The 13,560-nt window shown below is 57.4% G+C and carries 15 protein-coding genes; 5 read left to right on the forward strand and 10 right to left on the reverse strand.

Annotation, left to right across the window (positions count from 1 at the left end; translation table 11 throughout):
* The first annotated feature begins 254 nt into the window (after positions 1–254).
* The gene (locus G6N80_RS16165) at positions 255–446 is read left to right on the forward strand and encodes a hypothetical protein (protein ID WP_062554012.1); all 192 of its coding nucleotides are present in this window, start codon (positions 255–257) and stop codon (positions 444–446) included.
* 70 nt (positions 447–516) lie between these two features.
* Positions 517–1,164 (forward strand): MBL fold metallo-hydrolase, encoded by a 648-nt coding sequence (locus G6N80_RS16170; RefSeq protein ID WP_165135265.1) that lies wholly within the window; start codon positions 517–519, stop codon positions 1,162–1,164.
* A gap of 103 nt (positions 1,165–1,267) precedes the next feature.
* Here the strand turns inward: G6N80_RS16170 and G6N80_RS16175 are convergent, their stop codons facing one another.
* The 3 genes from G6N80_RS16175 to G6N80_RS16185 all read right to left on the reverse strand — a co-directional run bounded on the left by G6N80_RS16175 (position 1,268) and on the right by G6N80_RS16185 (position 3,564).
* A complete protein-coding gene (locus G6N80_RS16175) occupies positions 1,268–1,483 on the reverse strand; it encodes a cold-shock protein (RefSeq protein ID WP_006725577.1) in 216 nt (71 codons plus the stop codon).
* A gap of 415 nt (positions 1,484–1,898) precedes the next feature.
* Positions 1,899–2,810 carry a DMT family transporter gene (locus tag G6N80_RS16180; protein ID WP_165135268.1) on the reverse strand — a complete coding sequence of 304 codons (912 nt, stop codon included), beginning with the start codon at positions 2,808–2,810 and terminating at the stop codon, positions 1,899–1,901.
* Positions 2,811–3,228: 418 nt separating this feature from the next.
* Positions 3,229–3,564, reverse strand: coding sequence for a hypothetical protein (locus tag G6N80_RS16185; protein WP_062554016.1), 336 nt, complete (start codon positions 3,562–3,564; stop codon positions 3,229–3,231).
* A 312-nt stretch (positions 3,565–3,876) separates the two neighbouring features.
* On the opposite strand from G6N80_RS16185, the gene G6N80_RS16190 reads away from it, so the two are divergent.
* The gene (locus tag G6N80_RS16190) at positions 3,877–5,079 is read left to right on the forward strand and encodes a pyridoxal phosphate-dependent aminotransferase (RefSeq protein WP_165135271.1); all 1,203 of its coding nucleotides are present in this window, start codon (positions 3,877–3,879) and stop codon (positions 5,077–5,079) included.
* 60 nt (positions 5,080–5,139) lie between these two features.
* On the opposite strand, the gene G6N80_RS16195 is transcribed toward G6N80_RS16190, so the two are convergent.
* Both G6N80_RS16195 and G6N80_RS16200 read right to left on the reverse strand, forming a co-directional pair.
* The gene (locus tag G6N80_RS16195; RefSeq protein WP_244484730.1) at positions 5,140–6,330 is read right to left on the reverse strand and encodes a PQQ-dependent sugar dehydrogenase; all 1,191 of its coding nucleotides are present in this window, start codon (positions 6,328–6,330) and stop codon (positions 5,140–5,142) included.
* A gap of 228 nt (positions 6,331–6,558) precedes the next feature.
* On the reverse strand, positions 6,559–7,632 hold the full coding sequence (locus G6N80_RS16200) for a calcium:cation antiporter (RefSeq protein WP_425503932.1): 1,074 nt from the start codon (positions 7,630–7,632) through the stop codon (positions 6,559–6,561).
* A 230-nt stretch (positions 7,633–7,862) separates the two neighbouring features.
* On the opposite strand from G6N80_RS16200, the gene G6N80_RS16205 reads away from it, so the two are divergent.
* Positions 7,863–8,126: a DUF2188 domain-containing protein gene (locus G6N80_RS16205; RefSeq protein WP_062554020.1), complete on the forward strand. Its 264-nt coding sequence runs from the start codon at positions 7,863–7,865 to the stop codon at positions 8,124–8,126.
* A gap of 49 nt (positions 8,127–8,175) precedes the next feature.
* On the opposite strand, the gene G6N80_RS16210 is transcribed toward G6N80_RS16205, so the two are convergent.
* From G6N80_RS16210 to trxB, 4 genes are all read right to left on the reverse strand, one after another.
* Positions 8,176–9,297: an alkene reductase gene (locus G6N80_RS16210; RefSeq protein WP_165135278.1), complete on the reverse strand. Its 1,122-nt coding sequence runs from the start codon at positions 9,295–9,297 to the stop codon at positions 8,176–8,178.
* A gap of 34 nt (positions 9,298–9,331) precedes the next feature.
* Positions 9,332–9,628: an ArsR/SmtB family transcription factor gene (locus tag G6N80_RS16215; RefSeq protein WP_062554022.1), complete on the reverse strand. Its 297-nt coding sequence runs from the start codon at positions 9,626–9,628 to the stop codon at positions 9,332–9,334.
* 519 nt (positions 9,629–10,147) lie between these two features.
* Positions 10,148–11,044, reverse strand: a complete 897-nt coding sequence (locus G6N80_RS16220; protein WP_062554743.1) for a LysR family transcriptional regulator VtlR — start codon at positions 11,042–11,044, stop codon at positions 10,148–10,150.
* A gap of 8 nt (positions 11,045–11,052) precedes the next feature.
* Entirely contained in the window at positions 11,053–12,027 is a 975-nt protein-coding gene (gene trxB, locus G6N80_RS16225; protein ID WP_165135281.1) for a thioredoxin-disulfide reductase, read from the reverse strand.
* Between the two features lie 250 nt (positions 12,028–12,277).
* Here trxB and G6N80_RS16230 point away from each other — a divergent pair, with 250 nt between their 5' ends.
* On the forward strand, positions 12,278–12,745 hold the full coding sequence (locus tag G6N80_RS16230) for an Lrp/AsnC family transcriptional regulator (protein WP_062554025.1): 468 nt from the start codon (positions 12,278–12,280) through the stop codon (positions 12,743–12,745).
* Positions 12,746–12,747: 2 nt separating this feature from the next.
* Here G6N80_RS16230 and G6N80_RS16235 read toward each other — a convergent pair whose 3' ends face one another.
* The gene (locus G6N80_RS16235) at positions 12,748–13,557 is read right to left on the reverse strand and encodes a glycosyltransferase family 25 protein (RefSeq protein WP_165135284.1); all 810 of its coding nucleotides are present in this window, start codon (positions 13,555–13,557) and stop codon (positions 12,748–12,750) included.
* Between the last annotated feature and the right edge of the window lie 3 nt (positions 13,558–13,560).

Raw genomic sequence — 13,560 nt, forward strand, 5'->3', positions numbered from 1 at the left:
TGGCAGCGTTTGCCGCGCCACGGTTGTCTTTCTGGTTTCGTCGCGCCTGATAAAGCGCGAAGTGCCTCCGGAATCAACAGGATTGTGCGTGCCTCGCCGGATTGTCAGCGGCCTGCCACTGGCAAGGACAAAGCGTACGCCAGCTCCGCTCAAGGCACGTGTTGAATTCATGCAACATAATATTCTCAGTTGCATGATTGGCGGAACCTTTCTCTGCGCTGTGCCGTTTTTTGGCCGGAATAAGGAGAAAAACGATGGCTCTGCTCACCAGCGATATGGCGGAACAATTGGAAGACCGCAGCATGACCGAAACAACACATCACCCGCTTCGCCCCGTTTTCGTGGCCGTATTCGCTTTGAAGATCGCGGTTGCTTCTCTCCTCATTGGCGCGGCCGCCTTTGCTCCTTCCGTTTCCGCTGAAGGCAGCTACTTCGTCTCCGAGTGATTTTTTCGCTGCAGGGCAGGGCGAAGGGCGTTATAGGGAACCTTTCGTCAGCATCCTTCAGTGAGGTATCATGGGACAGCTCCAGGCAGGGATTATTCCCGTCACTCCCTTCCAGCAGAATTGCACGATCATCTTCGATACTGAAACGAAGGAAGGCGTCGTCGTCGACCCCGGCGGTGATGCGGACCGCATTGCCGAGACTGCCCGCCGGGAAGGCATCACCATCAAGGAAATCTGGATCACGCATGGTCATATCGACCATGCAGGTGGTGCCGACGAGTTGAGAGAAATGACCGGGGCTCCCGTTATCGGCCCCCACAAAGACGACCAGTATCTTCTGGATGGGCTTGCGGCACGAGGCCGGGAGTTTGGCTACAAGACGCCAGCCCGCAACCTGGTTTCTGACCGCTACCTGCAGGACGGTGACGTCGTCACGTTCGGCACGCACACCTTCAATGTGCTGCACTGCCCGGGACATTCGCCAGGCCATGTCATTTTTGTCAACAAGGACATGCGCTTCATCATCATGGGAGATGTGCTGTTCAACGGTTCGATTGGCCGTACCGATCTTCCGGGCGGCAACCACGATCAGCTACTGGCATCGATCCGCGATAAGGTTCTGCCTCTGGGCGATGATTTCGGCTTCATCTGCGGTCACGGGCCCGGCAGCCGAATTGGCGACGAACGCCGCAGCAATCCATTCCTTCAGGGAATTTGATAACCTTCCGGCGCTTCGATGGGCGCCGGATATTCTCCTAACGGGGGCATAAAAAAACCCGGCATTCCTGCCGGGCTTCAACTCGTGAGATCCGTAGCGGATATCAGCCAGAAATCTGCAGGTTGACTGCCTTCGGGCCCTTGCCGCGACGATCCGGTTCCGTGTCGAAGCTTACTTTTTGGTTTTCGGTAAGTCCGGACAGGCCAGAAGCCTGTACAGCAGAGATGTGGACGAAGATATCGGCGCCGCCGTTATCTGGCTTGATAAAACCAAAGCCCTTGTCCGTATTGAAGAATTTTACAGTGCCAGTCTCGGCCATGCATCAGGTCCTTTTTCCTCTGTCCGTGTTCAGCGGCGGACAGCATCACGATATTGCCCACGAGGGGCTTGGCGGCAGGCATTTCGAAAATGGAGGAAAGGGGCCCGTGTTACCGCAGAAAATACGAGTAAGAATCATTGCTGAAACGCCTCATATCTCCTACCCGGAAGTTTTGGCGCTTCCGGAGCGCTTATTATAGCTCTTCCCATGCTCGTAAATTGCCCGAACATGCACAGAGTGCTGTGTAAATCGCTACTTGGCAAGAAAAACTTTTGTGCAACTAATTAGCAACACATGAACTATTGCTCTTCATGCTGAAAAATCAGCGAAATTGCCGCAACCACAAGATGAGATTGTGTATCGGAACTGTATCCGGTGATCGATTTCGTGCCAAAAAGGTGCAACGCGATTCGGCTTAAGTGAAGTCCGCACCGATGCTTTTGCCGTTCCGTCGCCGTTTCAGCAGTTCTGGCACAACTTCCACGATCAGCATGGCCGCGAAGATGAGGGCACAGCCGACATAACCGAGGGCAGGCAGTTTTTCCCCCAGGAAAAGGGCGCCGAAAAACGAGCCGAACAGGGCTTCGGAGGACAGGAAGATGGCCGCCTGGGGTGCCGTGGTATAGCGCTGCCCGATGACCTGAAGCACGAAGGCGAGGCCGGAGGATATCAGTCCGACATACAGGATTTCGATCAAAGCGCCTTCGATGGCGGCAAGCGAAATCGGCTCAAGTGCGATTGCCATTGCCAGAGCCAGAACGGAGCAGGTTGCAAATTGCGTTGCTGACAGCCCAAGCGGACGCGGTGAGCGTGCGATGAAGTGGCCGGCAAGGACGATCTGCATGGCCCAGAAGGCAGCGCAGACGATGCTCCAGAGATCGCCAACGGTCATATGAGCCAGTGTGCCGCCGCTCAAAAGGAAGATCCCCGCAAGTGCCATCAGCGCGACCGGCCAGATGATCCAGTGAGGGGCCTTGCGAAACAGAATGATCGAGATGACGGGGACGAAGACGACATATAGCCCGGTCAGGAAGCTGGAGTTTGTGACGGTCGTCGTCTGCAATCCGATCTGCTGGGTTATCGCGCCTCCGAACAGCGCGAGCCCGACCAGTACGAAGGCGCCGAAATCGCGCCTTTGCGCAGGTTTGCCGAGTTTGCGGTGCTCAAGCAGCGCGAACGGAAGGCAGGCGAGGGCGGCGATCGCGAAGCGCAGGCCCACGAACCAGAACGGGCCGATCGCATCCATGGCCGTTGCCTGGGCCACAAAGCCGCCGCCCCAAATGGCTGCGGCGAGAAGAAGAACGAGATTTGCCTGTACGCGTGTCATTGCGGCCTGATACCTGGAGGTCAGGCGCCGGTATATTCGCCGATCAGATAAGACCGGGAATATGGATGCCGCTTCGTTAGGGTGAGGACCCAATCATGTTATTGAAATGGCACGATGAACGGCAAGAATATGCGAGGAGAGGCTCGACGGATGGGTCCCAAACCCATTCGAGAGCCTCGACAAAGCAGATTGAAGCCGTTCGCGTGTCCTTTGGATGTGGTCGATCCGGCGATCTACGTCGTTGAAAAGCCTCGCCGATGCATAAACATCGCCTCAAGTTTTTCGCCTTGTATCTCATCCGGATCGCCTCACACCATTTCAACAAGATGATTGAGTCCTCACCCTAGTCTGCGGCGCGCCCTGTGTTGTGCCGGGCTTTAGCAGGAGTGCGGATAAGGTTCAAGCGAGAGAGGGCGGGCTAGCGTGGCTTGCTGGTCTGCTCGTCGAACCGATCCAGAGATGTGCCGGAGACAGGCATCCGGAAGATCCGGAGCCACAGTCCCGCCGCAGCGACGGAAAAAACCACGATCAGGGCCGAAAAAATCGTACGCGTATCGAAGCCAACGGTTTCGCCAAGCAATAGTTGGGGCGTGACGATCTCGCTTATGCTGCGCATGTCGGCGGCGCGGGCATTGCCAATCATGGCGAGCATCATCACCACACAAGCAAGAAGCGCTGTTGCGGCGACCCAAAGCGTCGAGAAGCTTTGCCGGATACGAATGCGAACTGTCGCTTCCTCATCATCCAGAAACATTTTCTCTTCCCTTCACTGCGCTTGTCCTGATTTGAGAAAAAGCCGTGCGAAAGAGACGCCACAAAGACCGGATTGAGGCAGGTACCGGCATTTATTGTGGCAAAATCAAGACATTGGTTAACGCGGTTTTTGTAGGCACTCAAACCCGGCCGTGATATCGCTGTTCCAGCTCATGCCTCGCGGCCGTTTCAGCATTCGATCAGATTTTGAAAATTGCCGTTTCTGCTTGAAACGCGCACGAACATTATTCATAGAAACATCCGGCAAAACCGAGCTGGTCTGCCGTTTCAACAGTCTTAGGATCTATCCATCATGGCCTTTCTTGCCGATGCACTTTCCCGCGTGAAGCCGTCCGCCACTATCGCCGTTTCCCAGAAAGCGCGCGAGCTGAAAGCGAAAGGCCGCGATGTCATCGGTCTCGGCGCAGGTGAGCCGGATTTCGATACGCCGGATAATGTCAAGAAAGCCGCCATCGACGCCATCAATCGCGGTGAGACGAAGTATACGCCGGTTTCCGGTATTCCGCAGCTGCGCGAGGCGATTGCCGCCAAGTTCAAGCGTGAAAACGGTCTCGACTACACCGCTGCCCAGACGATCGTCGGTACTGGCGGAAAGCAGATTCTTTTCAACGCCTTCATGGCAACCTTGAACCCGGGCGATGAAGTCATCATTCCCGCTCCCTACTGGGTTTCCTACCCGGAGATGGTGTCGATCTGCGGCGGTACTCCGGTTTTCGTGAAGACGAAGCAGGAAGACAATTTCAAGCTGAAGGCGGAAGATCTTGACAAGGCGATCACGTCGAAGACCAAGTGGTTCGTCTTCAATTCGCCCTCCAACCCGTCGGGCGCTGCCTACAGCCATGACGAGCTCAAGGCCCTGACCGATGTTCTGGTCAAGCATCCGCATGTCTGGATCCTGACGGACGACATGTACGAGCACCTGACCTTCGGTGACTTCAAGTTCGTGACGCCGGTGGAAGTGGAGCCGAAGCTCTATGACCGCACGCTTACCATGAACGGTGTTTCCAAGGCCTACGCGATGACCGGCTGGCGTATCGGCTATGCGGCTGGTCCGCTGGAGCTGATCAAGGCCATGGACATGATCCAGGGCCAGCAGACCTCCGGTGCGGCGTCCATCGCCCAGTGGGCGGCTGTCGAGGCGCTGAACGGTCCGCAGGATTTCGTCGCTCAGAACAAGAAGATCTTCGAAGCGCGCCGCGATCTCGTCGTATCGATGCTGAACCAGGCCCAGGGCATTTCCTGCCCGACGCCGGAAGGTGCCTTCTACGTCTATCCGTCCTGCGCAGGCCTGATCGGCAAGACGGCGCCTTCGGGCAAGGTTCTGGAGACGGACGAAGATTTTGTGACCGAACTTCTGGAAACAGAAGGCGTAGCAGTTGTCCACGGCTCTGCCTTCGGTCTTGGCCCCAACTTCCGTATCTCCTACGCAACGTCTGAGGATCTGCTGGAAGAAGCCTGCCGCCGCATCCAGCGTTTCTGCAATAACTGCAAGTAAGCCTTGTTGTCTCAAGACAGAAAGGGCTCGCCTCGTCGGCGGGCCCTTTCTTGGTTTAGGTCAAGCCTTCGTCAGCTTGATGATGGTTGATGCGCCGCCGCCCCGCTGTTCTGTGACGGCGTAGACGGCGCCATCGGGGCCAACCTTGACGTCACGAATGCGCGCGTCCAGCGGCACGCGCTCCTCGGATCTCACCTTGTCCCCGTCCATGTGAAGGACGACGACGCCCTGGCTCACGAGTCCGCCGACAAGGAAGGCGCCTTTCCATTCAGGAATGGCATTGCCGTTGTAGAAAGCCATGCCGGAGGGTGCGATGACCGGATCCCAATAATAGACCGGCTGCTCGGTCTTCGCCATTTGCGTCACGCCTTTGCCGACCGGGCTTCCGCTGTATTCGACGCCATAGGTCACTTCCGGCCATCCATAGTTCTTGCCTGCTTCCGGCAGGTTCAACTCATCTCCGCCACGAGGACCGTGCTCGACAGTCCAGAGGCGGCCCTTGTCATCGACGGTGGCGGACTGAAGATTACGGTGACCAAGCGACCAGATTTCCGGCAGCGCGTCCTTCTGGTTCACGAACGGATTGCCATCGAATGGTTTACCATCCATCGTGATGCGGAAAATCTTGCCGAGACCGCTGGACAGTTCCTGCGCCTGAACGCGAGGTTCCGGGTCCGAGCGCTCACCGACCGTCACATAGAGTTCGTTTTTGGCCCCGAAGGCGAGGCGAGAGCCAAAATGCTTGTTGCCGTCATAGCTTGGCGTCTGGCGGAAAATGACGTTGACGTTTTCCAGTTTCGCGCCGCCATTTGCGTCGGGTACGAGTTTGGCGGAGGCGACGGATGTGCCATTGCCATCTTCCCGCTCTTCGGAGAACGAGAAGAAGATCATGCCGGATGAGGCGAAATCTGGCGCAAGCGCGACATCCAGCAAGCCGCCCTGACCGCTTGCCAGAACTTTCGGGACGCCATCAATGGCCGGACCAGGCTTACCGTCCTTCGAGATGATGTGCATCTTGCCCTGCTTTGCGGTTACCAGCATCCGGCCGTCCGGCAGAAACTCCATGGCCCAGAGATGTGGCAGACCCTGCGCCACCACTTCCTTTTTGACCTTCACCATCTGTGCGGGCTGCGGTGCGCGCGTCTGACCGGCGAAGGCTGGCTTCTGGTCCGGCGCATTGGCCGGTTTGGTCTCCGCAGGTTTCGCCGTTGCGGTCTGTGCCTGCGCGGACATCGGCGCGAGTGCCGCCATGCCGAGGAAGGTGGCAGCGGCCAGGACGTTGAAGCGGTTCATCATGTTCTCCCAAATCATTCAATGGACTGCCGCTTCCGCGACGTTTGATCTGATCTAGGGTCGGGTCTCGCCTTTTGCTCTACACGAGGCCTTCAAGTTTGTTTTATCGGAAACATTTCTTCATGTTCTGATTCAGGTTGTTCCGGATCGGATTCCGGACCTTACTGTAACATCTTCAACTCACTCTCAAAGTCCCAGAACCGTCAGCATGACGAAGGTGGCGAAAAGGACGAAATGCGTCATGCCTTCGATGGCGTTTGTTTCGCCGTCATTGAGGTTGATCGCTGCGGCAATCAGCGTGATGGTGACCATGACCGTTTGTACGGGCGTCATTGCCATGACAAAGGGCTGACCACTGTAGAGGGCAATGCCCTCCATGACTGGCACCGTCAGGATCACCGTTGAGAGTGACGCACCCATGGCGATGTTGACGGTGGCCTGCATGCGGTTTCTGAGTGCTGCGCGCAAGGCGGTTAGAATCTCGGGTGCTGCCGATATCGAAGCCACGATGACCGCCATCAAGGCAGGCGGCGCGCCACTGCCTTTCAGGCCGAGATCAAGGAAGGCAGACATGAATTCGGCAAGCACGCCAATAATAATGACCCCTGCAAGGATGACACCGATGGCGGAGGCGGAAGATTGAGACGGCTCTTCCGGCTCAGAGTGTGACGCGTCGCCTGTCGCTGGTTTCGGCTTCGTTTGTCGTGGATAGCTGTAGCTGAAGAAATAGCTGTGCGGACCCACCTGCATACGCAGAAAGAGGGCATAGAGCGCAATCATGGCGCAGATGGTGAAGGCGGAATAGTAGTGCCAGCGATCTGCCGGGATGAATTCGGGCACGATCATCGAAATGCCCATGGCGGTCAGAATCATCACACCATAGGTCTTGCCGGAATTATCGTTATAGGGTTGTTCGCCGTGGCGCAGCCCACCAAGCAACGCGGCGAGGCCCAGAATTCCGTTGATGTCCAGCATCACGGCCGCGTAGATCGTATCTCGCACCAGGGTCGGCGATGCGGAATTGTTCATCAGGATTGCCAGGATGATGACCTCGACGGCGACCGCCGAGAGCGTCAGGATCATCGTGCCGTAGGGATCGCCCACCTTGTGCGCCAGAATTTCCGCTGCATGGGCCACGCGGGTGGAGGCAAGCACGATGACGCCGATCAGCGCGACTGCGGCGATCACGGCCGCCAGCTTGCCCATCTCGAGAATTAAGTGCTCCACGAAGAAGCCTGACACTGCCACCAGTGCTGCCAGAACAAGAAACTTTTCGCGGCTGAGAAGAGATGGCATGCTGAGATGTGCTCCGGCGTGATGGGAGCAATATCTATGGCAGTTCGCAGAACCATCAAGCGAGCAGACTAGCGTTTACTCAGCCTGCTCCCACAGCATAAATTTTCTGCCTGTCGCATTCTTCCGGAACCGGACGTGCTGCTTTTCGATTTCCGGCAGGTGCAACACAAAATACACTCGATCAGGAGGAAACCATGACCAAAGTCGTCTATCAGGTGGTGCAGCATGACGGTGGCTGGGCGTATCGCCAGGGTGACGTCTATTCCGAGACCTTTGCCACGCATTCCGATGCCTTGCAGGCTGCCAAGATTGTCGCGGCCGAGCAGCAGGTCGGCGGGGATTCAGAGGAGATCAGCTGGCAGGATGCCAAGGGCATCTGGCACGTGGAGCATAGCGATGGCGGAGACAGGCCGGAGGCGGAAGTTGAAGATTCTGTCGAAGCTCGCCCAACGCATTGATGCTTTGAGCGATGGTGAGGCCCGCCGGAGCGGGCCTCCCTGAAGCGTCTTATTCGGCCGCTTCCAGCGTTGGGTAATCGGTGTAGCCCTCGGCGCCACCGCCATACAGCGTCTGCGGGTTCACATCGTTCCAGGCAGCGCCGTCCTTGATGCGGCGGACGAGGTCCGGATTGGCGATGAACGGCTTGCCGAAGGAGACGAGATCCGCATGGCCGGTCTCGATTGCCTTGGCGGCAGTCTCGGCGTCATAGCCGTTGTTGACCATCCAGGCACCCTTGCCGCCAGCTTCGATATAGGCTGCCTTGAAGGAGGCGTAGTCGAACGATGTGCCTGCGTACTGGTGGTCACGCGGGCCGCCTGTTGCGCCTTCAATCACATGGATAAACGACAGATCGCGCTTGGCCAGTTCCTTGACGACGGCATTGAACACGGCCTGGGGATCACTGTCGCTGATGTCGTTGGCGGGCGTTGTCGGAGACAGACGAATGCCGGTCTTGCCCGCGCCGATTTCAGATGCCACGGCATCGACCACCTCAAGGGTCAGCCGTATACGGTTCTCGATGGGGCCGCCATAGGCATCGGTGCGCTGGTTGGCGCCATCCTTCATGAACTGATCGAGCAGGTAGCCATTGGCTGCGTGAATTTCGACGCCGTCGAAACCGGCATCGACCGCGTTGCGTGCTGCCTTGCGGAAATCATCCACGATACCCGGCAGTTCGGAGAGTTCCAGCGCACGGGGTTGCGAGGTTTCCGCAAAACCGCCGCTGCCGTCCTCGTTGAGAATGTAGGTCTTCGACTTCGCAGTGATTGCAGAGGGTGCAACGGGTGCCGCACCGTTTGGCTGCAGCGAGACGTGGGAAATGCGGCCGACATGCCAGAGCTGCGCAACAATCTTGCCACCACGCGAGTGGACGGCATCGGTGACCTTCTTCCAGCCAGCAAGGGCTTCCGGCTTGTAGAGCCCCGGGACATCGGCGTAACCCTGACCCTGATGCGTAATGGCAGTTCCTTCCGATACGATCAGGCCAGCGGTCGCACGTTGTTCGTAATAGACAACATTCAGGTCGTTCGGGACCGCCTTCGGGGAGCGATTGCGGGTCAGGGGCGCCATGACGATGCGATTGCGAAGCTCAATATCGCCAAACTTCACGCTGTCGAACAGTGTAGGCATGATAATCCTCATAGATTGAAAAGGGGAGGTTGCCTCAGAGCGAGGTCTTCAGGTGATCGATGAAGGACCGAATTCTGTCCTCATCACGATGATAAAAGGTCCACTGGCCCACCTTGTTCGTTTTCACGAGGCCGGCTTTCTCGAGCATGGCCAGATGGGCGGATACGGTGGATTGGGACAGGCCGCAGCGCATTTCAAACTGTTTGGCGCAGATGCCCATATCCAAGGGATGAGCCTGGGAGGAGAAATGTGCCTCCGGTTCGCGCATCCATTCCAGAAACTCGACACGGGCAGGGTGGGAGAGCGCTTTCAGAATTTCTGTCTTGTCCATTCCTAGCCCTCCTGTTTTCTGACCGGATAAATCGTTTCTGAGCGATATGTAGATCGTTATTTTACGATTTAAAGGAGGTTGGCAAAAAAAAGGGCCTCGAATTTCTTCGGGCCCGTGAGGATGAAGGTTTACCAAACCTCCAGAGGGGAACAGCTGAGGGGCGACAGGAGGCCGCCGGGACAGCTATCCCGAATATGGAAGCTGTCCTCGTCCACAACAAGGGGCAGGGATCGTCCGGGGCAAGAATTTTGTTCAACAAGGGCAATGGAAGCTTAAAAAAAGAGGGCCGCCGGATCGCTCCAGGGCCCTTGTAAGTGTGAAGGTCAATAAACCTCCAGAGGGGAACAGCTGCTGCGGCGGAACTGGGAGGAAAAGCCGCCATGTGCATCAGCTGTGTGCGATATGGTTCTTTCTTGAGCAGGGAACAATGCTTTTCTGTGCAGGGCAGCCATGCTGATAGTGCAATGCTGTATCAGCTTTCTAAAAACTGGCGGCCTGCGAGGTGCTGTTCTTCGGTTGTCAGAAGTTCCAGTTGCGGGCTTTGGCAACGATGAAGTCCCTGAAGACCTTCAGCTTGGCAGCGTTCTTCATCTCGTCCGGATAGCAGAAATAGGTATCGAATGACGGGATATCCGCGTTGATGGCAAGCTGGATGAGGCCCGGGTCGCGACCGACGATGTAATCCGGCAGGACCGCGATACCGATGCCGAGCAGGCACGCGCGCTTGATCGATGTTTGACTGTTGATCTGCAGATGCGGCAGTCGAGGATTGTCAGACGAGCGCCCGGCATATTCGAGCCAGTTCACGTCCAGCAGGTAGTTGGGCGCCGGTTCACCAAATGTGATGATGCGGTGCGTATCCAGATCCTCGATGGTCTGCGGCTCTCCAAAACGATTGATGTAGGAGGGAGCCGCATAGACATGCATGTGCACGGTGAAGAGCTTGCGCTGGATAAGATCCGATTGCTGCGGCTGACGCAGACGGATGGCGCAATCGGCGTGGCGCATGTTCACATCCAGCTCCTCGTTATCGAGGATGAGCTGGATCGACATTTCCGGGTAAAGCTGCAGAAACTCCTGCACCTTGTCGGTCAGCCAGCCTTGGCCAAGGCCGACGGTTGTGGTGACACGTAATTTGCCGCTCGGCTTTTCCGTTGTCTCGGTCAGCTGAACCTTGACGGATTCCAGCTTGAGCAAGACATCGTGTGCTGTCCGGTACAGCAATTCACCCTGTTCGGTCAGGATCAGGCCGCGCGCATGGCGATGGAAGAGCTTGACGCCGACATCCTGCTCCAGCGCGCTGACCTGACGGCTGATGGCCGACTGGGATAGGTGCAATTTATCCGCCGCATGCGTGAAAGAACCCGCCTCCGCTGCCGCGTGGAAGATGCGCAATTTATCCCAGTCGAGTGGCACGCCCATATTTACTCCGCAGCTTGAGCCATAGGTTGGATGCCGGCAAGGAACCGCTCTGCTTCAAGAGCTGCCATGCAGCCCATGCCGGCGGCGGTAATGGCTTGGCGGAAGGTGTCGTCAGTCACGTCGCCCGCGGCAAAGACGCCGGGAATGCTGGTCGCTGTCGAGTCCGGCGCTGTCCAGAGATAGCCGTTGGATTTGAGCTTCAACTGATCCTTGAACAGTTCCGTTGCCGGAGCGTGGCCGATGGCGACGAAAACACCATGGATCGGCATCTCGGTTATCGCTCCGGTTCTGGTATCGCGGATCCGGGCACCGGTGACGGATGGCGGCATGGGCGGCTTGGCGGGCTCGCCAATGATTTCCGCAATCTCCGAGTTCCAGAGAACATTGACATTGGGACGCTGGAACAGGCGCTCCTGCAGGATCTTTTCCGAGCGGAAGCTATCCCGGCGGTGAACGACGGTGACAGACTTCGCGATGTTGGACAGGTACAGTGCCTCTTCGACGGCGGAATTTCCGCCTCCGACCACGATGACATCCCGGTTGCGATAGAAGAAGCCGTCGCAGGTTGCGCAGGCCGAGACGCCAAAGCCCTGGAAATGCTGTTCGCTCTCGATGCCCAGCCACTTCGCCTTGGCACCGGTTGCGATCACCAGCGTGTCGGCCGTCCAGGTCTGGCCTGAATCGGTGCTGACAACGAATGGGCGCTGCGACAGCTCAACCTTCGTCACCAGATCGTTCACAATTTCCGTGCCGACATGGTGCGCCTGCTTGAGCATCTGTTCCATCAGCCATGGACCCTGGATGGGGTCGGCAAAGCCAGGATAATTTTCCACATCGGTGGTGATCATCAACTGGCCACCCTGTTCCATGCCGGCGATGAGAACGGGCTTCAGCATGGCGCGAGCGGCGTAGATGGCGGCAGTGTATCCTGCGGGGCCGGAGCCGATGATCAGGACCTGCGTATGACGGGCAGACATGATTTCTATCCTTCAGGGATTGCAGGGGAGCGAGCGCTGTTCGCGCAGAAGCAATCCATCGATTATGTTAACTCGCCCCCATTTATGATTGAACCATGTTCCAGTTCAAGGGCAGCCTTGCATTACAGGCAGGCCAGCTTTGCGTTCTGCACAATATTAGGCGCTTCTTTCAGTGCACATTGGCGTGAATTTCTTGCGTTCGGGGCTGCAATGGCTAATACCACTGGAAAACATATCAGAGGAATTTCGCGTGCTGCGAGTCGAACTCGACACCACTGACATCAAGATCTTGCGTGAATTGCAGCGTGATGGCCGCATGACCAATGTGGAACTGGCCGAACGCGTTGGCATTTCTGCGCCTCCTTGCCTGCGACGCGTTCGCAAGCTGGAGGAGATGGGGATCATTGAAGGTTATGCCGCCATCCTGAACGGGCCGAAGCTCGGATACGATCTGGTGGCCTTTTGCCTTATCGGTCTGAAGCATCAATCGGAAGCCAATCTGAAGGCCTTTGCTGCTCTGGCGGAAAGCTGGCCCATCGTGCGCGAAGCATGGATGGTGTCTGGCGACAGCGATTTTCTGCTGCGTTGCACTGCTGAAAATTTGACGAAGTTTCAGGATTTCGTCATCGAGGTTCTGGCGGCCAACGAGCACGTGGACACGGTTCGCACGATGCTGACGATCCGGCAGGTCAAGAAACTGGGGCTGGTCGAGATCTGATCTCAGGGCCGATGAAACGGAACCCGGAGATTACGTAGTCGGCTCGACGGGTTGAACCGATTGCCGCGCCACGCAAACGCAGCCTGCGATGCGAGGCGTTGAACTTCGCGGCCGAGTTTCTGAAGAAGCGTTCGCTTCTGCTTCTTTTTCTCCACTGCCCAGGCCCGCTCGATTTCTCCGCCAAGGCCCACCTGATGGCTCGGCAGGAACTGATCCTGGATGCAGAGGGCAGGAAGCGTCTGATAGATCACCAGTTCGTCAAACAGCGGCGAAACCGGATCGAAGACCAGATGATCAACCGCATGCGCGCTTTGTCCGATGGCTTTCAGCAGTCGCAGTGCGGCTTTTGGCGTGATGATGTAACCCGCCAGACCCAGATGGCCTGATCTCAATCGCGCCAGCCGTAGCCCGGAACCCACGTTGATGGCCTGCCGATCAACCGAGACAGGGCGCAAGGTGGTTTCGAATTTGACGATATCCGCATCCGCCGGCAGCCAATCCGTATGCGCCAGCCAGTGACGCGCGCTGTCGGCGATATGGACATCATCTTCCAGCACGACACACGGCTTGTCTTGCTCAACCGTATTTTGCCAGGCCTGTCTCTGGCTTAGCAGAATGCCCACTTCGCCGGGTGTCAGGATCAGGCTTCCGTCGTCTCGTGCTGCCGACCAGGTGCGCAAGGCTTCGGGTTCCAGCGCCTTGCCGTCCACGGCGGGAATTCGGGCCCAGGCGAGACCAAGGCCGTCCAGCAGCGTCCGCATGCGCTGCATGCGGTCTGTGGCGCGATCCAGATTGATGACGAAGACCTGCATAAG

The organism is Rhizobium rhizoryzae (assembly GCF_011046895.1).
In the GTDB taxonomy this organism is placed as follows: Bacteria; Pseudomonadota; Alphaproteobacteria; order Rhizobiales; family Rhizobiaceae; genus Neorhizobium; species Neorhizobium rhizoryzae.

What these genes read in the sequence shown, in the direction of transcription:
- G6N80_RS16165 (WP_062554012.1), top strand. Translation starts at nt 255, where the DNA reads ATGGCTCTGCTCACCAGCGATATGGCGGAACAATTGGAAGACCGCAGC.
- G6N80_RS16170 (WP_165135265.1), top strand. Translation starts at nt 517, where the DNA reads ATGGGACAGCTCCAGGCAGGGATTATTCCCGTCACTCCCTTCCAGCAG.
- G6N80_RS16175 (WP_006725577.1), bottom strand. Translation starts at nt 1,483, where the DNA reads ATGGCCGAGACTGGCACTGTAAAATTCTTCAATACGGACAAGGGCTTT.
- G6N80_RS16180 (WP_165135268.1), bottom strand. Translation starts at nt 2,810, where the DNA reads ATGACACGCGTACAGGCAAATCTCGTTCTTCTTCTCGCCGCAGCCATT.
- G6N80_RS16185 (WP_062554016.1), bottom strand. Translation starts at nt 3,564, where the DNA reads ATGTTTCTGGATGATGAGGAAGCGACAGTTCGCATTCGTATCCGGCAA.
- G6N80_RS16190 (WP_165135271.1), top strand. Translation starts at nt 3,877, where the DNA reads ATGGCCTTTCTTGCCGATGCACTTTCCCGCGTGAAGCCGTCCGCCACT.
- G6N80_RS16195 (WP_244484730.1), bottom strand. Translation starts at nt 6,330, where the DNA reads ATGGCGGCACTCGCGCCGATGTCCGCGCAGGCACAGACCGCAACGGCG.
- G6N80_RS16205 (WP_062554020.1), top strand. Translation starts at nt 7,863, where the DNA reads ATGACCAAAGTCGTCTATCAGGTGGTGCAGCATGACGGTGGCTGGGCG.
- G6N80_RS16210 (WP_165135278.1), bottom strand. Translation starts at nt 9,297, where the DNA reads ATGCCTACACTGTTCGACAGCGTGAAGTTTGGCGATATTGAGCTTCGC.
- G6N80_RS16215 (WP_062554022.1), bottom strand. Translation starts at nt 9,628, where the DNA reads ATGGACAAGACAGAAATTCTGAAAGCGCTCTCCCACCCTGCCCGTGTC.
- trxB (WP_165135281.1), bottom strand. Translation starts at nt 12,027, where the DNA reads ATGTCTGCCCGTCATACGCAGGTCCTGATCATCGGCTCCGGCCCCGCA.
- G6N80_RS16235 (WP_165135284.1), bottom strand. Translation starts at nt 13,557, where the DNA reads ATGCAGGTCTTCGTCATCAATCTGGATCGCGCCACAGACCGCATGCAG.